The organism is Litorilinea aerophila (assembly GCF_006569185.2).
Taxonomy (GTDB): Bacteria; Chloroflexota; Anaerolineae; order Caldilineales; family Caldilineaceae; genus Litorilinea; species Litorilinea aerophila.
The window spans coordinates 80,660-104,194 of sequence record NZ_VIGC02000019.1; the positions used below are offsets into that span (position 1 = coordinate 80,660).

Annotated in this window: 16 protein-coding genes and 3 tRNA genes; 17 read left to right on the forward strand and 2 right to left on the reverse strand. The window is 65.4% G+C overall.

Annotated elements, in window-relative coordinates:
• The first annotated feature begins 5 nt into the window (after positions 1–5).
• A complete protein-coding gene (gene gyrA, locus FKZ61_RS14915) occupies positions 6–3,095 on the forward strand; it encodes a DNA gyrase subunit A (RefSeq protein ID WP_141610926.1) in 3,090 nt (1,029 codons plus the stop codon).
• Between the two features lie 164 nt (positions 3,096–3,259).
• Here the strand turns inward: gyrA and FKZ61_RS14920 are convergent, their stop codons facing one another.
• The gene (locus FKZ61_RS14920; protein ID WP_141610927.1) at positions 3,260–4,003 is read right to left on the reverse strand and encodes a TIGR00266 family protein; all 744 of its coding nucleotides are present in this window, start codon (positions 4,001–4,003) and stop codon (positions 3,260–3,262) included.
• 262 nt (positions 4,004–4,265) lie between these two features.
• Here FKZ61_RS14920 and FKZ61_RS14925 point away from each other — a divergent pair, with 262 nt between their 5' ends.
• From FKZ61_RS14925 to FKZ61_RS14995, 15 genes are all read left to right on the forward strand, one after another.
• Positions 4,266–4,988 (forward strand): response regulator transcription factor, encoded by a 723-nt coding sequence (locus FKZ61_RS14925; RefSeq protein ID WP_141610928.1) that lies wholly within the window; start codon positions 4,266–4,268, stop codon positions 4,986–4,988.
• Complete coding sequence (locus tag FKZ61_RS14930) at positions 4,985–5,893, forward strand: sensor histidine kinase (RefSeq protein ID WP_141610929.1); 909 nt, start codon at positions 4,985–4,987, stop codon at positions 5,891–5,893. The genes FKZ61_RS14925 and FKZ61_RS14930 overlap by 4 nt, the downstream gene beginning before the upstream one ends.
• Positions 5,894–6,104: 211 nt before the next feature.
• The gene (locus tag FKZ61_RS14935) at positions 6,105–6,647 is read left to right on the forward strand and encodes a hypothetical protein (RefSeq protein ID WP_141610930.1); all 543 of its coding nucleotides are present in this window, start codon (positions 6,105–6,107) and stop codon (positions 6,645–6,647) included.
• A 355-nt stretch (positions 6,648–7,002) separates the two neighbouring features.
• Positions 7,003–7,551, forward strand: a complete 549-nt coding sequence (locus FKZ61_RS14940) for a hypothetical protein (protein ID WP_141610931.1) — start codon at positions 7,003–7,005, stop codon at positions 7,549–7,551.
• Between the two features lie 486 nt (positions 7,552–8,037).
• Positions 8,038–9,105 carry an S-methyl-5-thioribose-1-phosphate isomerase gene (gene mtnA / locus FKZ61_RS14945; RefSeq protein ID WP_141610932.1) on the forward strand — a complete coding sequence of 356 codons (1,068 nt, stop codon included), beginning with the start codon at positions 8,038–8,040 and terminating at the stop codon, positions 9,103–9,105.
• A gap of 15 nt (positions 9,106–9,120) precedes the next feature.
• On the forward strand, positions 9,121–9,714 hold the full coding sequence (locus FKZ61_RS14950; RefSeq protein WP_141610933.1) for an LOG family protein: 594 nt from the start codon (positions 9,121–9,123) through the stop codon (positions 9,712–9,714).
• A 102-nt stretch (positions 9,715–9,816) separates the two neighbouring features.
• Entirely contained in the window at positions 9,817–10,794 is a 978-nt protein-coding gene (locus tag FKZ61_RS14955; RefSeq protein ID WP_141610934.1) for a carbohydrate kinase family protein, read from the forward strand.
• The gene (locus FKZ61_RS24320; RefSeq protein WP_141610935.1) at positions 10,791–11,714 is read left to right on the forward strand and encodes a GNAT family N-acetyltransferase; all 924 of its coding nucleotides are present in this window, start codon (positions 10,791–10,793) and stop codon (positions 11,712–11,714) included. Before FKZ61_RS14955 ends, FKZ61_RS24320 begins: the two co-directional genes overlap by 4 nt.
• Before the next feature lie 27 nt (positions 11,715–11,741).
• Positions 11,742–13,025, forward strand: coding sequence for an adenosylhomocysteinase (ahcY, locus tag FKZ61_RS14965; protein ID WP_211358576.1), 1,284 nt, complete (start codon positions 11,742–11,744; stop codon positions 13,023–13,025).
• A gap of 91 nt (positions 13,026–13,116) precedes the next feature.
• Positions 13,117–14,343, forward strand: a complete 1,227-nt coding sequence (gene metK / locus FKZ61_RS14970; protein WP_268252019.1) for a methionine adenosyltransferase — start codon at positions 13,117–13,119, stop codon at positions 14,341–14,343.
• A 166-nt stretch (positions 14,344–14,509) separates the two neighbouring features.
• Entirely contained in the window at positions 14,510–16,372 is a 1,863-nt protein-coding gene (locus FKZ61_RS14975; RefSeq protein ID WP_170199779.1) for a DUF5107 domain-containing protein, read from the forward strand.
• The gene (locus tag FKZ61_RS14980; RefSeq protein WP_141610937.1) at positions 16,369–18,240 is read left to right on the forward strand and encodes a PD40 domain-containing protein; all 1,872 of its coding nucleotides are present in this window, start codon (positions 16,369–16,371) and stop codon (positions 18,238–18,240) included. The genes FKZ61_RS14975 and FKZ61_RS14980 overlap by 4 nt, the downstream gene beginning before the upstream one ends.
• A gap of 102 nt (positions 18,241–18,342) precedes the next feature.
• Positions 18,343–18,416, forward strand: a tRNA-Pro gene (locus FKZ61_RS14985).
• A 5-nt stretch (positions 18,417–18,421) separates the two neighbouring features.
• Positions 18,422–18,492, forward strand: a tRNA-Gly gene (locus FKZ61_RS14990).
• Between the two features lie 5 nt (positions 18,493–18,497).
• Positions 18,498–18,569: transfer RNA gene (locus FKZ61_RS14995), tRNA-Ile, on the forward strand.
• 330 nt (positions 18,570–18,899) lie between these two features.
• Here the strand turns inward: FKZ61_RS14995 and gatB are convergent.
• Positions 18,900–20,396: an Asp-tRNA(Asn)/Glu-tRNA(Gln) amidotransferase subunit GatB gene (gatB, locus tag FKZ61_RS15000; protein WP_141610938.1), complete on the reverse strand. Its 1,497-nt coding sequence runs from the start codon at positions 20,394–20,396 to the stop codon at positions 18,900–18,902.
• 333 nt (positions 20,397–20,729) lie between these two features.
• On the opposite strand from gatB, the gene FKZ61_RS15005 reads away from it, so the two are divergent.
• Positions 20,730–23,450, forward strand: a complete 2,721-nt coding sequence (locus FKZ61_RS15005; RefSeq protein WP_141610939.1) for a transglycosylase SLT domain-containing protein — start codon at positions 20,730–20,732, stop codon at positions 23,448–23,450.
• Positions 23,451–23,535 lie beyond the last annotated feature (85 nt).

The following is a 23,535-nucleotide window of genomic DNA, read 5'->3' on the forward strand; positions in this document are numbered from 1 at the left end:
AAACCATGACCCTACCTACAGAAATCGCGGCCAACGGCCACATCGGCCAGATTCGAGAAACCGACATCGTCGGCGAGATGCAGAGTGCCTACCTGGATTACGCCATGAGCGTGATCGTGGCCCGGGCCCTGCCCGACGTGCGGGACGGCCTCAAGCCGGTGCATCGCCGCATCCTCTATGCCATGTACCGGGACCTGGGCCTGACCCACGACAAGCCCCACAAGAAGAGCGCCCGCATCGTCGGTGAAGTGTTGGGTAAATATCACCCCCACGGCGACAGCGCGGTCTACGACGCCATGGTGCGCATGGCCCAGGACTTCAGCCTGCGCTACCCCCTCATCGACGGCCAGGGCAACTTCGGCAGCATCGACGGCGACAACGCGGCCGCCATGCGCTACACCGAGGCCCGGCTGGCCGAGATCAGCAACCTCATGGTGGCCGACCTGGAGAAGGACACGGTCGACTGGCACGATAATTTCGACAACTCCCTGCTGGAGCCGGACATCCTGCCCGCCACCCTGCCCAACCTCCTGGTCAACGGCGCCAGCGGCATCGCCGTGGGCATGGCCACCAACATCCCGCCCCACAACCTGCGGGAAGTGATCGACGCCCTGGCCTACATGATCGACCACTATGACCGGGTCGACGAGATGGGCGTCGATGAACTCCTCCAGTTCATCCAGGGGCCGGACTTCCCCACGGGCGGCATCCTCTACCGCTACCGCCAGGACACCAAGGGCGAGGAGAACCTGGACGTCATCGCCCAGGGTTACTCCGTCGGCAAGGCCCGGCTGGTGGTCCAGGCCAAGGCCCACTTCGAGGAAATGAGCCGGGGCCGCAGCCGCATCGTCGTCACCGAGCTCCCCTACCAGACCAACAAGGTGAGCCTGCTGGAGCGGATCGCCAGCCTGGTGCGGGATGGCAAGCTGGAGGGCATCACCGACCTGCGGGATGAGAGCGACCGCACGGGCATGCGCATCGTCATCGAGCTCACCCGCAACGCCGACCCCAAGGACGTGCTGGCGGACCTGTTCAAGTACACCCCCCTCCAGCAGACCTTCGGCATGCAGATGCTGGCCCTGGTGGATGGAGAGCCCCGTACCCTGAGCCTGAAGCGGATGCTCCATCTCTTCATCCAGCACCGCCAGGAGATCGTGCGCCGCCGCTCCGAGTATGACCTGGCCCGGGCCCGGGAGCGGGCCCACATCCTGGAAGGGCTCCTGCGCGCCCTGGACATCCTGGACGAGGTTATCGACACCATCCGGCGTAGCCGCAGCGTCGAGACGGCCCGCAACAACCTGGTGAAAAACTTTGGCTTCACCGTCACCCAGGCCCAGGCCATCCTGGACATGCAGCTTCGCCGCCTGGCCGCGCTGGAACGGCGCCGCCTTCAGGACGAATACAAGGAACTCCAGCAGCGCATCCGCTACCTGGAGGAGCTGCTGGCCGACCTGGGCAAGATGCTGGCCGTGATCAAGGAGGAGCTGCTGGCCATCCGGGAAAAGTACGGCGACGAACGGCGCACCCAGATCGTGGACCGCACCAAGGGCACCCTGACCTCCACCGACCTGCTGCCCGAACAGGATGTCTGGATCTCGGTGAGCGCGGGCGGTGAGCTGCGCCGGCAGGATGTCTCCAGCCTGAGCGCCACCACCCTGCGCCAGATCGGCAAGGGCAGCGAGGTGGCCCTGCTCACGGCCAACACCCGGGACTTCCTCTACCTGTTCAGCAAGGACGGCCGCTGTCGGCGGGTGGCGGTCCACGAACTGCCGTCCGACGGCAGCGGCCGGCACCTGGCCGAGCTCACCGACTTCACCCGCCGGGACGAGATCACCGCGGCGGTGGCTCTGCCCCGGCTGGAAGGCGAGGAAGCGCCGCCGGGTTACCTCTTCCTGGTGACCGAACAGGGCGTGGTCAAGCGGGTCACCCTGGCGGATTTCCTGGCCGCCGCGGCCTCGGACCCCACGGTGATCAACGTGGACGACAAAGACCGGCTCGGCTGGGTCTTGTTGACCCGGGGCAACCAGGAGGTGATCCTGGTCACAGCCGGGGGGCAGTCCATTCGCTTCAACGAGGAGGATGTGCGCAGCATGGGGCTGGCCGCGGGGGGTGTCGGCGGCATCAAGCTGAAGAAGGGCGATCGGGTCATCCACGCCGCGGTGGTCGAACCCGAGGGCGAACTGGTCACCGTGACCGAGATGGGCTACGCCAAGCGCACACCCCTGGACCAGTACAGCAGCCAGGGGCGCTACGGCGGCGGCATCGTCACCCACAAGCCCACAGCCAAGACGGGCCCCCTCATCGCCGCGTTGATGATTGCCCCACCGGTGGAGGAACAGCAGATCGTCTTCATCACCGCGCGGGGAGCCGCCAGGCCCATGGCTGTGGGCGACATTCCCCAGATGGGGCGCAACGTCCAGGGCCGGCAGGTGATCCCGGTATCGGCCGGCAATCCGCTGGTGGCCGCCAGGCGGGTGTTGGCGCCCCCTCAGCTTGCCCCTGTCGGCGAGGATGAAGGGGTGGCCACGCCAGCGCCACATGCACCCGCCAGCTCCAACGGGACGAATGGCCGCCCGGCGCGGGGGAAACGTGCCCGGGGGAAAGGGAAGCCGAAGGAGGAGGGCCGCTCGAAGCAGTCCGCTGCCTCCGGGAAAGCCCGCCAGGCCCCCAACACCGGAAAGCAGGCAGACACAGCCGGGGAAGCTGCTTCAGATGACCAGGAGCCGGACGGCGTCAAACCGGCCCGGGCCAGGAGGACGGCCGGGCAGAAGAAAGCATCCGTCCGACAGGCTGCCTCTGACGCCGCCTCCGTCGACGAGCCACCATCGACCCGCAAAAAAGCGCCTGAAAAAGGGACAACCGGAAAAGAGACAACCGGGAAAAAATCAACCCGGAAAAAGAGCTCTGGGAATGCCAGGGCCGGCAAGGAAAAATCCGGGAAAGGGGCGGACGACACTGGAGCGGTGCAGCCCTCTCTCCTGGACGATGCGCCGGCTCCCCGGACACGGTCCCGGCGGAAGAAGGTGCAGACGGTGGTCAGTGTGCCGCCGGCCCAGGCGCGCAAAGAGAAGAAAGGCCGGAAGAAGTCGACCTAAGTGACCTGAGTATCGGGCGGCCTGGGGTCAATAAACTAATGGTTTCTGGCGTGGTGCGTGCACCCGTTCACGGGCCACGCACCACCGAAATTCGCAGACATATTTACGCCGCTTTTTTACGCCGCTTTGCACGCACGGCAGGTATCGACTTCAAGTGGGCTCAGTTATTCCCCGCCGAAGAGCTGACCCAGGCTGATATTGGTGCCGCCACTTTCGCCCCGCCCGCCCACCTGGGGCATGAACTGGGCGATGCGGTTGGCCAGCTTGCTCATGGGCATGGTCTGTAGCCAGACTTTCCCCGGCCCGCGCAGGGTGGCCAGGAAGAGGCCCTCGCCGCCCAGCAGGATGTTCTTAAAGCCCCGCACCATCTGCACGTCGAAGTCCACCGTGGGTTCCATCATGGCCACATGGCCGGTGTCCACCCGCAGCAGCTCCCCCGGCGCCAGGGTTTTTTCCAGGATCTCGCCGTCGAAATTGACGAAGGCCAGCCCTGGGCCCGTCAACTTCTGCAGGATGAACCCTTCGCCGCCGAAGAGGCCCGCGCCCAGCCGCTTGCGGAAGTGCATGTCCAGGTCCACGCTCTTCTCGGCGCACATGAATGAGTCCTTTTGGACAATCATCTGCTGGCCGTCAGCCAGGGAGAGGGCCAGGATTTTGCCGGGAAATTCGGCGGCAAAGGCGATCTCCCCCTCGCCCTGGTTCACGTAGTAGTCCACGATGAAGAGGGACTCGCCGGTGAGGGCGCGCTTGAACATCTTGCCCAGGCCGCCGCCCGTGTTCGTCTCCATCTCCACCGTTTGGGACATCCAGCTCATGCCGCCGGAGGAAGAGTAGATGCGGTCGCCCGGAGCCAGTTTGATGACGGCCACTGGCAGAGTTGTCCCGATGATTTCGTACTGAAGGGCCATGGCTGAAGATTTCTCCTTTCTCTGCTGTGCGGTTTAGGGTTCCGCTTTCATTACGCAACAGAGGTCCATAAGTTTCTGGCTCAGGTCGCCGCGGCGAAGGAGTCGCCGACATTTCTCCCTGCCGGACAGCTTGTCGTGCCCCCGGCCCTATGGCACACTATGATCGGCCCATGGATTCGGTCCATGCGAGTCTGTTTCGGTGCCGGCGCTGTCTTGGACGGCGTCGGTTCTGCCTGGGCGTCTGGGCCCGCCGCTGCCTGCCATGTATCCCGAAAGCCGTCCCAAAATTTTGCTGGTCGACGATGAAGTATCCATCATTTCCACCCTGCAGACCTTCCTGGAGCTGTCGGGCTTCGACGTGGTGACGGCCCGCAACGGTTTCGAAGCCCTGGAGCGGGTGACCCAGGAGCGCCCCGACCTGATCGTCCTGGATGTGCTGATGCCACAACTGGACGGCCGGGAAGCTTTGCGTCAGCTCCGCCGGCGCGGGGATTGGACGCCGGTGATCTTGCTCACCCAGGTCACAGGGACGGCGCAGCGCATCATGGCCATCGAAGAAGGGGCCGATGACTACCTCAACAAGCCCTTCGATCCCCAGGAGCTGGTGGTGCGCATCCGGGCCATCCTGCGGCGCACCCAGGCCGGGCAGCAACCTCTCCATGCCGCCCGGCGCCTGCGCAGCGACCACGTGTCGCTGGATCGAAGCGCCCGCCGGGTCTATGTCCGCGGCCGTGAAGTCCCCCTGACCCCCAAGGCCATTGCCATCCTGGAATACTTCATGCTCCACCCCGACGAGCTGGTCACCCGGGAGCGGCTGCTGGATGCAGTGTGGGGGTGGGAAAGTGCCGTGGGCGAACGAGTGGTGGATACCCGCATCGCCGAGCTGCGCCGGGCCCTGGATGATGACCCATCGCGCCCTCGCTTCATCGAGACGGTGCCGGGCGCGGGCTATCGATTTATTGCCCCTGTGGTGCCAGAGCCATGATCCACCTTTTCCTCCGGCGCTACTGGTTGCCCCTGCTGTTGGGCGTCCTGGGCCTGCTGGTGCTGGGACGGGTGGTTCTGGTCAACGCCTGGGTTCTCGTCCCCGAAGATGTGGACGTGGTGGTGATGGTCGCCCTGCTGAGCGCCGCTTTGACCGCGGCCATCTATCGGATCGTCCAGATCTCCATGGGGCACCTGCGTCAGCGCAGCATCCAGCAGGCCCGCCAGGAGACCCTGGCCGAGCATCGCCGTTTCCTCAGCCGTCTGGACCACGAGCTCAAGAATCCCCTGACCGCGCTGCGGGCCGGCCTGCGGACGCTGGCGCTTACTTCCCTGGATACACGCCAGCGCCAGATCGTGGAGACGCTGGAAGCTGAGACCCTGCGCCTGAGCCGCTTGGTACAGGACTTGCGCAAGCTGGCGGAGTTGGAGACCCATCCCCTCAACCTGCAGTCGGTTTCAATCCCCGGGTTTGTGGAAAATATCCTTCAGATGGAGCAGGAGCGATTCGAGTCCGGCCAGCGCCACTTCCAATATCGCGTGGAAACGGCCCACGACACCTGGATCTTCGACGAGGATCTGCTGACCCTGGCCGTCAACAATCTGCTCGACAATGCCTGGAAGTATACCCGACCTGGTGACACGGTGGAGCTTGCCGTGGTGGCCCAGCAGGAGTTGATGGTCCGCATCTCGGATACCGGTGTCGGCATTCCGCCCGAAGCTCTGCCCCACATCTGGGAGGAGCTCTACCGCGCGCCCCAGATGGAAAAAATCGCGGGCAGTGGCATCGGCCTGGCCCTGGTCAAAGCCATCGTAGAGCGTCACGGAGGGCGGGCTGAAATCGACAGCGAACCGGGACGCGGCACCACCATTACCCTCTTTCTACCCCCAGTCTCCTCCCCCTGAACCCGCCCCGGGGCGGTTGCCGCCCAGGGGGGACCTCCCTGTTTTCAGCTTTGTCACACCCTGTTTCAAAAGCTGAACAGCCATGATATACGCCTGACACAGCCGGGTGGTAATCTGTCAATACCACTTGCAGAATCCCACGTGACCCGACACGGTGCGGGGGCAGTGCAACCAGGCGTGTTCTACCGGTTCAAGATAGGGGGAAAGAAGGATGAAACAGAAACTCAAGGTCCTGTTTGCTGTGCTGGTGATTGTGGGGGCGGCCTACTGGGCCTTCACGGCCGTCTGGCCGACCAAATATACCGGGTCCAAGATCATGTTCCCGGTTGGCAGCGGCACGGTGCTGGTCACCAACCTGGGCACCGAGCCCATTCCCATCGAGATGCGCTCGGAGGGTCGGACCGGCACCTTCCGGATCGAGAGCAGCGATCTGGGGTTGGCCGAATCGGCCAAGCGTCAGGGTAGTGGCCGGGATGCCTACTACACCTTGAGTTTTGATCTGCCCCCAGGCCAGGCACGCATCAACGTCACCCGTGGCTCCAACGTCTATCTCATTTCCCGGGCCGAAACACCCATCGAGGCTGTGGTCTCACCGCTGGCGCCCGGCACCCGCCGCGCCATCCTCATTGTCTGTGGACTGGCCATCGCCTGGGCGCTCTACTTCATCTCCAGCGTGACCCGACATCGCTGGCTGGGCAACCTGCGGCGCAAATTGCCTCTGGGCCGCCTGCAACCCAAAAAGACGGCGGCCTGATTTCCCTTTCCGCTCCAACAGACATGGGTGGGCTGAACACGCCATCAGCCCACCTGTGTCTATTTCTGGCACCGGCATGGCTGATTTCCGGGTATGTCTTGGCAATGTGACATCGAGCATGGACGGCTGTTCCCGGCCCATGTTTTCCAAAATCAGAACTTCACGATGGTGGCCCATTTGCGGAGGCGGCATCCTCAGATGCGGTTCCGTTCCGCCTGGCCCGGCATCTGAGGATGCCGCCTCCGCGTCGAAATCGTGAACTACTGAAAATGGCAGACATCCGTTATACTGGCGGACAGATGGATGCAACATGGGTGTCTCAGGTGGGTAGGCCCTTCTGCCGGAGGATACCAAAATGAGCGCCGACCCGGATCGCATTCTCAGCCGCATTGTGGTCACCGCCCTCACCATCTTTGTCGTCGCCCTTCTTTTGCTCATCGCGGTTTTGCTGCGGGAATTCTGGCTGCAGCAGCGGGTGGCCGAGCTCAGCGGGAGCGTCCAGGTCAACCTGGAGGACCTGGAGAAGACCACCGACGCGATCCAGAGCGAGTTATCCGACGTGCGCGCCGCGCCCGATCCAGCCCAGGAAGGCGAAGCCTGGAGTGATGTGGCCCGACTCCTGGATGACGTGGATCAGCAACTGGAAACCATTGAGGAAAATCTGGCGGAGGTGGTCACAGTGCTGGAACCCGAGGCCGACCTCGCCGCCGCGGACCAGCCATCCCCCCAGGAGCCGGCTGTCACCCAGGATCGGGCAGATCAAGTTTTCACCATCTTCACCCTGCTCTTGGGGGTTGCCTCCATTGCCATCGCCATTCTGCTGGGCATGGCCCTCTCGGTGGAACAGGGGGTAACCGGCGAGGGCCGCGGTCTCAAGACCTTCCAGAGCCATCGCCCGGAATAACAGCCCTCCCGGTCCCTGCTCTTTCCCCATTTTTGACAACAGCTATACGAATATGCTAACCTTTTCACGATTGGGACGAAAGCCCAATTCGTGAGGGAGCAGGTGACCCGGTCGGCCGGGACAGATGTCCAGGGCCGGCCTGCGGGAACTCTCCCATCGGCAACCCACTGGAGTCCCGGTATCCGGTTGCCAGGTGTGCAATTCCATCGACCACGGCGGCCCGCCTGCTCTCCCGTCAGGGAGCGGGGCATGGGAACCGCAGCGATGGATTGTGATACACATGGCAATTGACTTTCAAGATGGGTGCCGACGTGATCCGTGCTGGATGGGCAGCCCCGGTGCGTGATCCGGCTGCATGCAATCGAGCGACGTTGCACCCTCTTGGTCTCGACCGGAGGGTTTTTTCATTGGGCGAAGGGGTGGGGGCCAAACATTCCCCTTTTTGAATGTTGAAAGTCCCTTTTTGAAAGGTCCAGAAAGGAAGCCATGCGCACAGTATTTTGGGAAGACAACAAGGTCAAAATGATCGACCAGCGGCTGCTGCCGGGCACCTTTGTCCTGGCAGAGTTTGACACGGTCGAGGGGATCGCGCGGAGCATTCGGGAGATGTATGTGCGCGGCGCGCCGGCCATTGGCGCCACCGCGGCCTTCGGCATGGCCCTGGCCGCGCTGCGCAGCCAGGCCACCGACCGGGAGGGTCTCCTGGCCGACCTGCGGGCCGCCAAGGCCACCCTGGACGCGGCCCGCCCCACCGCCGTCAACCTCTCCTGGGCCACCGCCCGCCTGCTGACCCTGGCCGAGCAGACCCAGGCCGATGTGGACGCGTTGCGCCAGGCCTTGCTGGCCGAAGCCCAGGCCGTCGCCGATGAAGATGTGGAGATCAACCGCCGCATGGGCTTCCACGGAGCCGAACTCATCCCGGACGGGGCCAACGTGCTCCACCACTGCAACACCGGCGCCCTGGCCGCGGTGGACTTCGGCACCGCTCTGGGCGTCATCTATGCCTGTCAGGAGCAGGGCAAGCGGATCCACGTCTGGGTGGACGAGACCCGCCCCCGGCTGCAGGGCGCCCGCCTGACCGCCTGGGAGCTGATGCGGGCCGAAGTGCCCATGCATCTCATCGCCGACAACGCCGCCGGCCACCTCATGCGTACCGGCCAGGTGGATGTGGTCATCTTCGGCGCCGATCGGGTGGCCGCCAACGGCGACGTGGCCAACAAGATCGGGACCTACAAGCTGAGCGTGGTGGCCAAAGAGAACGGCATCCCCGTCTACGCGGTGGTGCCCACCAGTACCATCGACCTGAACCTGCCCGACGGGGATCACATCCCCATCGAGGAGCGGGGGCCAGAAGAGGTGACCCATATCGGCGAGACGGTCATTGCACCGGAAAATGTGCCGGTCTACAACCCGGCTTTCGACGTCACCCCCCATCGCTACATCACCGGCATCGTCACCGAAGAAGGGGTCTGCTATCCTCCCTTTACCCAAAGCCTGCGCAAGGCCAAGGAAGCTGCGGAAGCGCGTATTGCAGCCCGGCGACGGCAACGGTAGATAACTCGAGCGACCATGAATCACCTGACCAGTGTTTGCGTCTTTTGTGGCGCCAGCGCCGGCACCCGCCCGGTCTATCGGGAGGCTGCGGCCCAACTGGGCCGCGAGCTCAGCGCCCGGCGCATCCGCCTGATCTACGGCGGCGGCAGCGTCGGCCTGATGGGCGAACTGGCTCGGGCCTGCTTACAGCATCAGGGCGAAGTCATCGGCGTCATCCCCCACCCCCTCACAGCCAGGGAGACCAGCGGCGAGCCGGTCGGGGAGTGGATCGTGGTGGACACCATGCACGAGCGCAAGGCCACCATGGCGTCCCTGGCCGACGCCTTCATCGCCCTGCCCGGCGGCTTCGGCACCCTGGAGGAGCTCTTCGAGAGCATCACCTGGGGCCAACTGGGCATCCACCGCAAGCCCATCGGCATCCTGAATGTGGCCGGCTACTTCGACCCCCTGTTGACCCTGATCGACCACGCGGTCGCCGAAGGGTTCATCGCCCCCCTGTATCGGCAGCTCTTCGTGGTGGCCGACACGCCGATCACCCTTCTGGATCGGCTGGCCGAGCATGAGACACCGCCCGGCCTGGTGCAGTGGCTGAGCGCCGACGAGACGTAGTAAATCCCGGCAGCAATTCGCCGATGGCCTTCGCCCGAGGTCGGGGCACCGAATGTCTGCCGTGGCATTTGCGCCAAACTGTGGTTGAAAGGAATGACCTGGATGACCTGTGTAATCACCGGTTCCGTTGCTTACGATTATTTGATGCGCTTCCCGGGGCGCTTTCGGGATCATATCCTGCCCGACCAGATCGAGAATCTGAGCGTCAGCTTCCTGGCTGATTCCATGCGCCGGGAACGGGGAGGCGTGGCCGCCAACATCGCCTACACCATGAAACTGCTGGGCGCGGATCCCGTGATCCTGGCCACCGTGGGCCATGACTTTGGCGACTACCGCCGCTGGCTGGAGGAGCAGGGTCTGCGTACCGACCAGATCATCGAGATCCCAGACGAGCTGACCGCGACCTTCTTCGTCAGCACCGACCTGGACCAGAACCAGATCGCCAACTTCTACACCGGCGCCATGGGCCATGCCCGCCACTACGGCCTGGCAGACCGCAAGCTCACCGACGCCAACCTGGTCCTCATCAGCCCCAATGATCCCACCGCCATGCTCAACTACGCGCGGGAGTGCAAGGCCCATGGCATCCCCTATGCCTACGACCCCAGCCAGCAGATCGCCCGCCTGAGCGGGGAAGAGCTGGAGCAGAGCATCCCCGGTGCCTCGTACCTGTTGTGCAACGAGTATGAGCTGGCCATGATCCAGAACAAGACCGGCTGGTCCCTGGAGCAGATTCAAGGCCAGGTGGACACCCTGGTCCTGACCCTGGGGAAACGGGGCAGCGTGATCTACACCGACGGCCGGGCCTACGAGATCCCCGTGGCCCAGGTGAGTCGGGTGGATGACCCCACCGGCGCTGGCGACGCGTACCGGGGAGGTTTCTTCGCCGCCCGCCTGGCCGGCCTGCCCTGGGAGGTCTGCGGGCGGGTGGGGGCACTCTGTGCCGCCTACGCACTGGAACATATGGGCACCACTACCCATCGTTTCACCATCGACGAGTTCATCGCCCGGTACGAGGAATACTTCGGCCCGGAGCCGGCCCTGGCCCGGCTGAAGCAGCGCCAGGCCGCTACGCCGTGAGCTTCTCGACGGAGGCGGCTACGCCCGAGCTGGCCGCGATTCGGGCTGTGTTGATGGCCGATCCCCTCTGGGCGGCTTACGGCCTGGCCGATCTGCAGCCCCAGTTTGCGCCCTACTGTCGCTGGTACCTGGCCGACTCGCCGGCAGGGCCAGGGCTGATCCTCCTTTTCAGCGGCTTGACGCCCCCGGTGCTGCTGACCGTTGGAACCGTCGACGGGGTGGAGGCGGCCCTGGATCAGGCCCCGCTGCCGGAGACCATCTACATGAGCGCCCGGCTGGAACATCTGCCGGCCCTCCAGGCTCGCTACGACTTCGGCGGAGATGTGCGCCCCATGCTGCGCATGGCCCTGGTAAATCCCGACAGAAATTCGCCGAGCGTTTCCACCAGAGGGAGTGCGCCCAGAGGGCACCCGGAATTTCTGCCGGGGTATTTACGCCAGACTGTACCGGTGGCGCCGGCCTCGGCTGGAACGGCCCCGGACGTCGTACCCATCCGGCTGACGCCCGCGGACGGGGCACGGCTGCGGGCGCTGTATGCCCATGGCGGTGACTTTGCGCCCGATGCCTTCGACCCCTACCAGGTAGAGAACGGCGTCTTTTACGGCATCCAGGATGACCAGGGCCGGCTGCTGGCCGCCGGCGGCACCCATATCGTGGATTGGCGCCAGGGCGTGGCGGCCATCGGCAATGTCTACACCCGGCCGGACTGTCGGGGCCGGGGATACGGGGCGGCCGTGGTCCAGGCTGTGGTGGCGGAGCTCCGCAGCCTGGACGTGGCTCACATCGTCCTCAACGTGGATCAGCGCAACCAAGGGGCCCGCCGCCTGTACACCCGCCTGGGCTTCACGGTCCACTGCCCGTTTGTGGAAGGCATCGGACACAACCTGAACACGAAATCACGTGAACACCAAACTACGTGAACACCAAACTATAAGGAGAATGATTGCATGACGACCATGACCAAAGACCGCAACTACGACATCGCCGACATCAACCTGGCCGAGCGGGGACGGTTCCGCATGGCTTGGGCCGCCAAGGAGATGCCGGTGCTGGACCTGATCGAAGAGCGCTTCCGCCAGGAGCAGCCCTTCAAGGGCAAGCGCATCGCCGCGGCCATGCACGTCACCTCAGAGACGGCCAACCTGATGCGGGTGCTCATCGCCGGCGGCGCGGAGGTGGCCCTTTGTGCCAGCAACCCCCTGAGCACCCAGGACGACATCGCCGCGGCCCTGGTGGCCTACTACGAGATGCCCGTCTTCGCCATCAAGGGCGAGTCGGTGGAGGAGTACAACCAGCACCTGAACGCCGTCCTGGACATCGAGCCCCACATCACCATGGACGACGGCATGGATCTGGTGGCCATGCTCCACACCCAGCGCCAGGAGCTGCTGCCCAACGTGGTGGGCGGCACGGAAGAGACCACCACCGGTGTGATTCGTCTGCGGGCCATGGCCGCCCAGGGTAAGCTGGCCTTCCCGGTCATCGCGGTCAACGACGCCATGACCAAGCACTTCTTCGACAACCGCTACGGGACCGGCCAGAGCACCATCGACGGCATCATCCGGGCCACCAACATCCTCCTGGCCGGCAAGAACTTTGTGGTGGGAGGCTACGGCTGGTGCAGCAAGGGCATTGCCATGCGGGCCCGGGGCATGGGCGCCAACGTCATCGTCACCGAGGTCAACCCCCTGCGGGCGCTGGAAGCGGTGATGGACGGCTTTCGGGTGATGCCCATGCTGGAGGCGGCCCGCATTGGCCACATCTTCTGCAGCGCCACCGGCGACATCCACGTGCTGGACAAGCATCACTTCGAGGTCATGCGAGACGGCGCCATCCTGGCCAACAGCGGCCACTTTGACGTGGAAATCAACCTGAAAGCCCTCCGGGCCATGAGCACCCAGGTGACCCGGGTGCGGGATTTCCTGGACGAGTACACCCTGGCCGACGGCCGGCGCCTCTACGTGGCCGGCGAGGGTCGCCTGGTCAACCTGGCGGCTGCAGAGGGGCACCCCAGCGCGGTGATGGACATGAGCTTCGCCAACCAGGCCCTGGCCGCCGAGTACCTCCTGAAACACGCCCACGAGCTGGGTAAAAACGTCTACAACGTCCCCGAGGCCATCGACCAGGAGATCGCGGCCCTCAAGCTCAAGGCCATGGGCGTGGAAATCGACACGTTGACGCCCGAGCAGGAGGCTTACCTGAACGAATGGGCCCTGGGCACCGGCCATTGAGCTCCCGCTTGCCCGTGGCGGCAAAAGCCGGTGCGAGCGGTGGGAATGAAACCATGCGAACGAAACGGATGAGTACAAAGGAGATGACCCTATGACCACCTTTATGACGGCGCCGAAGTTGCTCTTTACCAGCGAATCGGTGACCGAAGGCCATCCAGACAAAATGTGCGACCAGATCAGCGACGCGGTGTTGGATGCCGTCTACGCCCAGGATCCCTACGGCCGGGTCGCCTGTGAAACAGCCATCAAGACCGGCTTCGTCATGTTGCTGGGGGAGATCACCACCACCGCTGAGCTGAACTACGATCAATTGGTGCGGCAGGTGATCCGGGACATCGGCTTTGACTGCAGCAAGAAAGGGTTCGACGGCAACACCTGCGGTGTTCAGGTGGCCATCGCCGCCCAGAGCCCGGACATTGCCATGGGGGTGGACAAGGCGCTGGAGGCCAAGGAAGGCCAGATGGAGGAGGATGAGTTGGAGACCATCGGCGCCGGCGACCAGGGGATGATGTTTGGCTTCGCCTGCGACGAGACCCCCACCCTCATGCCCATGCCCATCTACCTGGCCCATAAGCTGGCCCGCCGCCTGAGCCAGGTGCGCAAGGAGGGGATTCTGCCCTGGCTGCGCCCCGATGGCAAGACCCAGGTCACGGTGGAATATGCCTTCGGCAAACCCAAGCGCATCCACACCGTGCTCATCAGCACCCAGCACGACCCCGACGTGACCCAGTCGGAGATCCGCCAGGCCCTCATCGAGCACGTCATCGACCCGGTGCTGCCCCAGGAGCTGGTGGACAAGGACCTGCGCATCTTCACCAACCCCACGGGCCGTTTCGTGGTGGGCGGCCCCATGGGCGACGCCGGCCTCACTGGCCGCAAGATCATCGTGGACACCTACGGCGGCATGGGCCGCCACGGCGGCGGCGCCTTCAGCGGCAAGGACTGCACCAAGGTGGACCGCAGCGCAGCCTATGCGGCCCGCTGGGTGGCCAAGAACATCGTCGCAGCCGGGCTGGCCCGCCGCTGCGAGATCCAGCTGGCCTACGCCATCGGCGTGGCCCGGCCCCTGAGCATCAACGTGGAAACCTTCGGCACGGCCCAGATCAGCGACGAGCAGATCGTCCGGCTCATCGAAGAGCACTTCGACCTGCGGCCCGGTGCCATCATCCGGGACCTGGGCCTGCGCCGACCCATCTACCGCCAGACCGCGGCCTACGGCCACTTCGGCCGGGATGACATTGAGCTGCCCTGGGAGGACACCAGCCGGGCCGACGCGTTGCGCCGGGCCGCTGGCCTGGAGGAGATGGCCCACGCTTGAGCCATGCCCGGCCTTGACCCGGCATGGACGTGAAAGGGCGAGGCCGGTAGGCCCCGCTGTGGACGCCCTGACACCGGGCCCGCTCCGTTGGCCTCCCTGGGGGGAGCCGCGGAGGGGCCCGGTTGCTTTTGGGAGCAGCCCTGAGCCTGGTTGTATAATGCACACCATGCGAATAGATGCTACCTGTGGATCCGTTTTCCGGGCCTGGCGTATCCGGCCCCTGTTGCTGTGGGCGACACTCCTGACCCTGGCGTGGAGTCTGCTGGGCTGTGCCCCAGGCCTGTCGGCGCCTGCTGTCTTGAACCAGGCCGAGACAATCGCCCGGGAGGATGCCCGGCGGCCCCTTCCCCAGCACGATTCCTCGGCCCCCATCGTCACGGTGGAAGTTCGCGCCGCCACCCCCATCTATCCCGGAGATCCGGTCACCATCGTGGTGCGGGCCATCAGCCAGGAGCCCGTGGACGCCTACCGCCTGGCCATCGACGACGCGGATACCGGATGGCGTGCCGTAAAACGGTTGCCAGGAGGCCTGCTCTCCTTCGAGTGGACCGCCGGTGAGCCCGGCTCCTACGTGCTCATCGGCCAGGCCCGCACCACGGCCGGCGCAGTCGGCGAAGGTCGTCGCCTCCTCACCGTCGAGCCGCCGGATTCATCGTCGAGCCAGTCTGGCCAGCCGGGCAGCCGGCCCGATCCCACAGCCCAGGATACCGTCATCTTCTATGCCAGCTCGGTCACCCTGCCCACCTACCCCTTCGCCGAGTACCAGAGCCAGGCCGTGGATCCGGCCTACCGCTGGCCCTACCGGCGCTTTGACCGGGATCGCTTCTGGCAGCAGGCGCCCCAGCCCAGCCCCCAGACCTACCAGTTGCTCATCCTGGAGAACCGCTACCTGCAGGTCTTGATCCTGCCGGAGTTGGGCGGCCGCATCTGGCAGGTGCTCCACAAGCCCAGCGGCAATCGCATGTTCTACCAGAACAACGTGGTCAAGCCATCGCCCTGGGGGCCGCCCCAGCAGCTCGGCTGGCTTGCCCTGGGCGGCCTGGAGTGGAACCTGCCCGTGATCGAGCATGGCTACGATTGGGGAACTCCCTGGGATTACCGGGCGTTACAAGAAAGCGATACCGTGGCATCGGTGACAGTGGCCACCCCGCGGGATGGCCGCCTGCTCCATGCCAGCATCACCGTGACCCTGCGCGCCGGGTCCGCCAGCCTGGAGGTTGCACCGACGATTACGAACCTGAGCCCGGATGAATTGCAGTTCGACTACTGGCAGACGGCCATGTTGGCGCCCGGCACCGGCAATCGGCCCAGCCCGGACCTGCACTTCGTGTTGCCAGGGCAGCTCATGACCGTACACAGCACCGCCAACCCGGATCTGACCGGCCCTACCCTGCTCTTCACCTGGCCCCACTACAAGGGGCGGGACCTGAGCCGACTGGGTAACTGGCGGGAGTACCTGGGCTTTTTCGAATATCCTGCCGCCCACGGACCCTTCACCGCGGTCTATGATCCCTGGTACGATGCCGGCGCCGTACGAATCTATCCGCCTGAGATCATGCGGGGCAGCAAGGTATTCGGCCTGGGCTGGGAGAACGCCCTGGGCAGCGACCTGTTCACCGACGACGACTCGGCCTATGTGGAGCTGCACGGCGGGCTGGCACCCAGCTTTTTTGAACAGGCGCGGCTGGCCGGGGGCGCCTCTATCTCCTGGCAAGAACAATGGTATCCCGTGGTCGACCTGGGTGACCTGACCACCGCCAATGCCAACCTGGCCTTGCACCTGGCCCGCACCGCGGACGCCTTCCAGGTCGGCCTCTATCCCACCCGGCCGCTGAACGGGGTCATCAACCTGTTGGCCGATGGCGTGCCGGTGGCCCGACGGGCTGTGGTAGCCAGCCCGGAAGCGCCTTTCCAGGGCGTGCTCCCGGTGGACGGAGCCATCCTGCCCCAGGTTCAGCAGTGGCAGCTCCAGGTGGAGGACCAACAGGGGCAGCGCTGGATCTCCTACGAGATGAGTGATCCGTCATGACACAACGACGTCCCAATACCATTTTTCCGTCGTGGTTACTGTGGGTAATCGGCCCCGTCACCGTGTTGGCCGCGGCGGTCATCGTCCTGGCCGTGGTGCTGGGCATCCAGGCCGGCCAGCGACAGATCGAAATTCAGCGGCGCCAGCAGGTGGGGATCGCCCTGCAGCGGGCGACCGATTACCGCACGGAAGGCAACCTGGAAGCCGCCCTGGCCGAGTACCAGCGGGTATTGATGCTGGATCCGGGCAACGCCGCCGCGGTGGCCGGCATCGAAAGCCTGTTGCAGATGGCCGGCGGCGGCCAGGGGGAAGCCGGCAGCACCCTGGCCGGCACGGCCCCCGTGACGTCCACCAATGGCACCGCTGCCCCCGCCAGCCCGGACCAGCCTCCCCAAGAGGCGGCCTGGACGGCTGCCCAGGATGCGTATACCCATGGCCGCTGGCAGGATGCCATTGACATCCTGCTGCGTCTCCAGGCGGAGGACCCGGCCTTCCAGCCCGAGCGGGTCCAGGAGATGCTCTTCAACGCCTACGTGAACCTGGCCGCAGAGAAGGATCAGGCTGGCCTTCTGGAGGAAGCCCTGGCCCTGGTGGACAAGGCCCTGGCCCTGCGCCCGACCGCGTCCGAACTCCGCGCTGCCCGCACCCAGGCCGCCCAATACCTGGATATGCTCAGTTACTACGGCGTGGACTGGGGCCGCACGGTCCAGATGTTAGAAGAGCTCTACCAGCGGGATCCCAGCTATCGAGATGTGGCGGAGCGACTGGTGACGGCCCGCTATGCCTACGGCGAGAGCCTGGCTGACGACGGCGCCTGGTGTCTGGCGGCGGAGGAATACACCGCGGCCATTGGGCTGGAGGTGCGGCCGGGCAGCATCGCCCGTCGGGACGAACTCCAGGCCCTGTGCGAAAATCCCCCCACCGCCGCCACCGTGGATCCTGGCGAAGGTACGGCCGCCCCCGGCCAGGCCACCCAGGCTGCAGAGACTTCCCCCGCCGCCATTGCCACCGACGCACCGGTGACGGGATCCACGTCGGCTGCGCCGGCAGGGGGAAGCCTGTCCGGTCGCCTGCTCTATTCCGCGGTGGATGCAGTGACCGGGCAGACTCACATCTATCTACAGCCCCTTGGCAGCGACGGTCCACCCACTATCCTGGTCAGCGACGGCCAGCAGCCGGCCCTCCGCCCCGACGGCCAGCGCCTGGTCTACCGCAACCTGCGAGACGACATGCGGGGCCTCACCGGCTATGACCCGGCCACGGGCCTGAGTCTCCGCTTCACCAAATTCGCCGAGGACAGCCTGCCAAGCTGGAATCGGGAGGGCAACCGCCTGGCCTTTGCCAGCAATCGGGAGGGAGATCGCCGCTGGCGGATCTACGTGATGTGGGCCGATGTGGACGCCGAGGCTACCTCCATGGGCTTCGGCGAGTCGCCCGATTGGTCGCCTGCAGGGGATCGGATTGTGTTCCGGGGCTGCGATGAGACAGGGAACCGCTGCGGGCTGTGGACCATGACAGGGACCGGGGCCGATCGCAAACCCCTGACCACGGTGCCGGCTGATACCCGGCCCGTCTGGGCGCCGGATGGCAGCTTCGTGGCCTTCATGAGCGATGGCCGGGATGGCAACTTCGACATCTATCGGGTGGATGCCAGCGGCGGCCAGGTGACCCGGCTGACCACGGAGGCGGCTGTGGATGTGTTGCCGGCGGTCAGCCCGGACGGACGCTGGGTGGCCTTCCTCAGCAATCGGAATGGCGCCTGGGCCATCTGGGCGGTGCCCAGCACCGGGGGCGATGCCCGCCTGCTGGCTCAAATCGAGGGGAACATCGATAACTGGCACGAGCAGGGCATTCAGTGGGTGCGTTAGATCCGGCACCCACAGCGCTCCCTGCCAGGGGATTCTCCCCAAAATGATGCGCACCGTTTTGTGAAATTGGCGCGTTTATGGCAAACTATGGGTTGGAGATAACGGGGAGTAGCGCAGTCTGGTAGCGCACAGCGTTTGGGACGCTGGGGTCGTAGGTTCGAATCCTATCTCCCCGACTTTTGCGGGTATAGCTTAATGGCAAAGCTCCTGCCTTCCAAGCAGAGGATGCGGGTTCGATTCCCGCTACCCGCTCACCTGGATCGGTAGCTCAACGGCAGAGCAGGGGGCTCATAACTCCTTGGTTACAGGTTCGAATCCTGTCCGATCCACTGGCCGCACTTCCTTCGCCTTTGATTGCCCCGCCCAGCGTAAAATACCCATCCACATCGTCATCCCTGGTAGGCGCAGCTCGTCGCTATCCCTTCATCCGCCTGGGGCGTGGCGGCAGCGGGCGGGCACGGAGGCCCGCCCCTACGGGAACGGGTGCCATGTCGTAGGCGGGGCGAATCATGATTCGCCCCTACATGCTGCGCAGCCGTCGCCCGTGCCTTCATCCGCCTGGGCGTGGCGGCAGCGGGCGGACACGAAGGTCCGCCCCGACGAAAACGGGCACCAGGTCGCAGGCGCAGCTGCGCTTCGTGGCCGTTCCTGCATCCCCTTCATCCGTCCAACAATTCCTGCAGCCGCTGGCGCGCCGTGTTGGGATCGGCCTTGCCCCGGGTTGCCCGCATGACCTGCCCCATGAAGAACCCGAAGAGCTTGGCCTCTCCGGCCCGATAGCGGGCGACTTCGGCCGCGTTGGCTTCCAGGATCTCCTGGATGGCCTGGTCGATGACGCTGGTGTCGCTGACCATGGCCAGCCCTTCCCGGGCCACAATGGCCTGGGGATCTTCGCCGGTCTCATACATGATCTGCAGAACTTTTTTGCCCGTGTTGGCGTTAATGGTTTTGTCATCCACCAGCTTGAGCAGGGCGGCCAGCTGGTGGGGCTGCACCTTCACATCGGCAATCTGGCGCAGGTCCTGGCCCTCGCCGTCCGCGTAGAGGAGGCGGAAGAACTCGCCGGTCATCCAGTTGGCCATGCGCTGGGGCTTGCCCGCTTCGGTGCCATAGGCCGCCACCGCCGCCTCGAAATAGTCGGCCACCAGCTTCTCGTCGGTGAGGATGCGGGCCTCTACCGGGCGAACGCCCCATTCCCGTTCATAGCGCGCCCGCTTGGCGTCGGGCAGCTCGGGCAGGGTGGCGGCGATCTCGGTCACCCATTCCCGGCTGACGGCCAGGGGCGGCAGGTCCGGCTCGGGGAAGTAGCGATAGTCGTGGGAGCTTTCTTTGCTTCGCTGCAGAACTGTGCGCTGTTGGGCTTCGTCCCAACCCATGTTGACCTGTTCCACGGTGCCGCCGGCCTCCAGCAGGGCAATCTGGCGGGCCATTTCGTAGGCAATGGCGTTGCGCACAGAGCGGAAGCTGTTCAGGTTCTTGACTTCCACCTTGGTGCCGTACTCCCCCCGGGCCTTCTGCTCCAGGGTGCGGACGCTGATGTTGGGCTCACAGCGCAGGGCTCCTTTTTCCATGTCGCCGCTGTTGACGCCCAGGTAGCGGAGGATGGTGCGCAGCTTGGTGAGATAGGCGTAGGCTTCCTCCGGGCTGTTGATGTCGGCTTCGGTCACGATCTCCAGCAGGGGGACGCCGGCCCGGTTCAGGTCCACCAGGGAGTAGCCGCCCACGTGGACGGAGCGGCCCGTGTCCTCCTCCAGGTGAGCCCGGCGGATGCGGATGCGCTTGGTGCTGCCGTCCTCCAGCTCGATCTCCAGCCAGCCGTTTTTGCAGAGGGGCAATTCGAACTGGCTGATCTGGTAGCCTTTGGGCAGGTCGGGGTACATGTAGTTCTTGCGGGCGAAGACGGCAGTTTCCGCGATCTCGCAGTTCAACGCCAGCCCGGTCTTGATGGTGGCCTCCACCGCGGCCCGGTTGATCACCGGCAGCGAGCCGGGCATACCCAGACAGACAGGGCAGACCCGGGTGTTGGGCGGCGCACCGGCGTAGTCGGTGCTGCAGCGGCAAAACATCTTGGAGCGGGTCAGCAGTTGGGCGTGGACTTCCATGCCGACCACCAGCTCATACCGGGCATGTTTCTCCATGGGAGTCGCAACGGTCATGGTCTACTCACTCGTTTTTGATTCGTCTCTATCGGCTTTGTCACCGTTTGGTTGCTTTACGTCGCCGCGTAGTCGCATCTGACAACGGGCTATTCCTGAAAGGCCCGGGCACCGACTGGCGTCAGGAAGTGGCCCCACCTATGATGATTCAGTCCATCGAGCTTTTCAGGGTACAATACCCGGGGCCATGGCCCCGGGCAGGGGCGCCGTCGGTGGCGTCTGCTTCGAGCCGGAAACCGGCCACCGCTGGCTCCGGTTTCCGGGGGACGGAGGGCCCCAAGGATCGCCGTTGTATGATACCGTTTTGACCAGGAAACGACAAACAAATCCCGCATGATGAATTTTTACAACCGGCTCAGCCGGTCCGAACGGCTCGTTCTGTGGGCCAGTGTCGCCACCGTGGCGGTTGTGCTCGTCCTGACCGGGCTGCACATAACCGGTATCTTTCCCAGACCCATGGCCACGCCGGCGGCTTCCATGCCCCCTTCCCCCAACGCGCCAGACCAGGGTCGCCAGGGGACGTTGATGCCCACCTTTACGCCCACCGCCGTACTTTCCACCGCTGTGGCGGCCGCAGCCGCGACCTCGACAGCCTCCCCGGTTGCGACGCAAGCGGCCACAGCGGCGATCCCGGTTGAACCGCCCGCCGAGCCAACGCCCACCCCTGCTCCCTCCTCGCCGCCTACGCCGACGCCCACTCCCGCCTCCCCGGCCGAGCGCCTGGCTGAAAGCCTGCGCCTTCACCGCTATGGGGACTACGCCGCGGCCCGGGCCCAGCTCTCCTCCCTGGCCGCCGAGATCACCGGGACCATCCGCCTGCAGGCTCGCTATCACCTGAGCAAGGCGTACCTGGCGGAGGGGTACTACCAGGAGGCCCTGGCGGCGTTGGACCAGCTGGATCAGGAGTTTGAATTGGCGCTGGCCAGCCAGGCATCCGCTGGCGTGGCAGGCCAGGAAGATCTGCGCCACAAGGCCGAATACTTGCGGGCCCAGGCCTATCAGGGGCTGGGCGACAATCCCCAGGCCATTGCGGCCTACCAGCGCTTCCTGGACGCCTACCCGGACGCGGTGGAGTGGATCGCTTCGGATCTGGCCCGGGCCTACCTGGCCGTGGGCAACCTGGCCGAGGCCGTGGCCACCTATCGCGGCGCAGCCGACACCGCGGCCCGGCGAGGGGATGTGGTTCACCAGGTGGGCCTGCTGGAATCGCTGGCCGCCGTCTACAGCGGGCAGGCCCGCCACCAGGAGGCGGCTGCCGTCTACGGCGACATCCTGGCCGTGGCTCGCAACGCGCCCTACCGGGCCCAGATCCAATACCAGGCTGGCCTGGCCCTGGCCAACGCCGGCGACGAGGCCGGCGCCATCCAGGCCTGGCAGGCAGCTACCCAGGAGGCGCCGGCCAGCCGCTATGCCTACTACGCCCTGGTGGAGCTGGTCAACCGGCAGGTGGACTTCGATCTGTACCTGCGGGGCTACATCGACCTTCAGGCCTCCTTGCTGGGGGAAAATGCCTGGCTGCCGGCGGTCAACGCCTTCCAGGCCTACCTGGAACAGGCGGGGCCGGACGGGGATCGGGCCGATCTGGCCTGGCTGGGGTTGGGACAGGCCTACCTGGGGCTGGGCAACTATGACGCTGCCATCCAGGCCCTGGACCACCTGCTGGCCAACTATCCGGCCTGCTCGTGCTACGGCCAGGCCTGGCTGGACAAAGCCCGCGCCCAGGCCGCAGCCGGCGACCGGGTGGAGGCCCGCCGCACCTATCGCACCTTCGCCCGGGAACACGCCGATCATGAGCTGGCGCCAGAGGCCCTCTGGCGCAGCGGCCTGCTGGCCCTGGAAGAGGGAAACCGGCTGGAAGCCGCGGTGGATTTCCTGGCCCTGGCCGACGGGTTTCCCGACAGTTCACGCGCGCCAGCGGGGCTCTACGCCATCGGCCTGGGAGCCTACCAGGAGGGGCTGTACGCCGAGAGCGTGGCCATGTTCCAGCGCCTGCAGCGGGACTATCCAGAGTATCGCTGGGACGCGGTGGCTTTCTGGCTGGGGCGGGCCCATCAGGCGGCCGGTAGCCAGGCAGAGGCCCACGCCGCCTGGCAAACCCTCCACGAGCGGGCGCCCGACATCTACTACGGCATCCTGGCCGGCGCGTCCCTGGCCCAGATCCCCCTGGCCGGCGGCGCTCTGCTGGACAACATGGATCACATTGCCGGCCCGGCCAGCACCCTGCCTGGGGATGATGGCAGCCAGGCCTTTGCCGAAGCGTGGCTGGCCCGCTGGCTGGGGGTGGAGCCGGCCAGCCTCAGCTCCCTGCCGGAGGAGGCCGCCCAGGATCCGGACCTGGCCCTGGGTCGGGTGTTGCTGGATCTGGACGAGCGCGCTGCCGCCCTGAGTGCCCTGGAGCGCTTCTACAACCGCCATCGGGACGATCCCCACGCGCTCTACGCCATGAGCCTGACCTTTGAAGCCCTGGGCACCTACCGGCTCAGCTTGATGGCCATGGCCCGGCTGCTGGAATTCAGCCCGGCCCGGTTGGTGGAAGATGCCCCCATTTTCCTGCAGCGACGGGCCTATCCCCAGCCCTTCCGGGAGTTGATCGCCCCGGAAGCCCAGGCCAACGGCCTGGACCCGTTGCTGCTCTACAGCCTGATCCGCCAGGAGAGCCTGTTTGAAGAGGGCGCCATCTCGGTGGCTGCGGCCCAGGGCCTGGCCCAGATCATCCCGGACACGGGCCACTGGATCGCCACCCAACTGGGCTTCCCCAACTATCGCAACGAACTGGTCTACCGTCCCCATATCAACGTCAAGTTTGGCGCCTACTACCTCCGCTGGGTGCAGGATTATCTCCAGGGCAATCCCATTTCCGCCCTGGTGGGCTACAACGCGGGTCCCTCCCGTTCGGCCCGCTGGCGGGAGGCCAGCGGTGCAGACGATGCCCTCTTCGTGGAGATGTTGACCCTCAGCGAGCCCCGGGTCTACGTCCAGGCGGTGGTGGCCAACCTGTACCACTACACCCGGCTCTACGGCGCCCAGGGGATGGCGGCTGCCCCTGGGCCGTAGACCTTCCACTATCAAACCTCGTGCAATTTGACCGCGCCACGGGCCTGGCAGATGTGATATGATGCCAATCAGGAGGAGACGGGCA

What these genes read in the sequence shown, in the direction of transcription:
- gyrA (WP_141610926.1), top strand. Translation starts at nt 6, where the DNA reads ATGACCCTACCTACAGAAATCGCGGCCAACGGCCACATCGGCCAGATT.
- FKZ61_RS14920 (WP_141610927.1), bottom strand. Translation starts at nt 4,003, where the DNA reads ATGGCCCTTCAGTACGAAATCATCGGGACAACTCTGCCAGTGGCCGTC.
- FKZ61_RS14925 (WP_141610928.1), top strand. Translation starts at nt 4,266, where the DNA reads ATGTATCCCGAAAGCCGTCCCAAAATTTTGCTGGTCGACGATGAAGTA.
- FKZ61_RS14930 (WP_141610929.1), top strand. Translation starts at nt 4,985, where the DNA reads ATGATCCACCTTTTCCTCCGGCGCTACTGGTTGCCCCTGCTGTTGGGC.
- FKZ61_RS14935 (WP_141610930.1), top strand. Translation starts at nt 6,105, where the DNA reads ATGAAACAGAAACTCAAGGTCCTGTTTGCTGTGCTGGTGATTGTGGGG.
- FKZ61_RS14940 (WP_141610931.1), top strand. Translation starts at nt 7,003, where the DNA reads ATGAGCGCCGACCCGGATCGCATTCTCAGCCGCATTGTGGTCACCGCC.
- mtnA (WP_141610932.1), top strand. Translation starts at nt 8,038, where the DNA reads ATGCGCACAGTATTTTGGGAAGACAACAAGGTCAAAATGATCGACCAG.
- FKZ61_RS14950 (WP_141610933.1), top strand. Translation starts at nt 9,121, where the DNA reads ATGAATCACCTGACCAGTGTTTGCGTCTTTTGTGGCGCCAGCGCCGGC.
- FKZ61_RS14955 (WP_141610934.1), top strand. Translation starts at nt 9,817, where the DNA reads ATGACCTGTGTAATCACCGGTTCCGTTGCTTACGATTATTTGATGCGC.
- ahcY (WP_211358576.1), top strand. Translation starts at nt 11,742, where the DNA reads ATGACGACCATGACCAAAGACCGCAACTACGACATCGCCGACATCAAC.
- metK (WP_268252019.1), top strand. Translation starts at nt 13,117, where the DNA reads ATGACCACCTTTATGACGGCGCCGAAGTTGCTCTTTACCAGCGAATCG.
- FKZ61_RS14975 (WP_170199779.1), top strand. Translation starts at nt 14,510, where the DNA reads ATGCGAATAGATGCTACCTGTGGATCCGTTTTCCGGGCCTGGCGTATC.
- FKZ61_RS14980 (WP_141610937.1), top strand. Translation starts at nt 16,369, where the DNA reads ATGACACAACGACGTCCCAATACCATTTTTCCGTCGTGGTTACTGTGG.
- gatB (WP_141610938.1), bottom strand. Translation starts at nt 20,396, where the DNA reads ATGACCGTTGCGACTCCCATGGAGAAACATGCCCGGTATGAGCTGGTG.
- FKZ61_RS15005 (WP_141610939.1), top strand. Translation starts at nt 20,730, where the DNA reads ATGATGAATTTTTACAACCGGCTCAGCCGGTCCGAACGGCTCGTTCTG.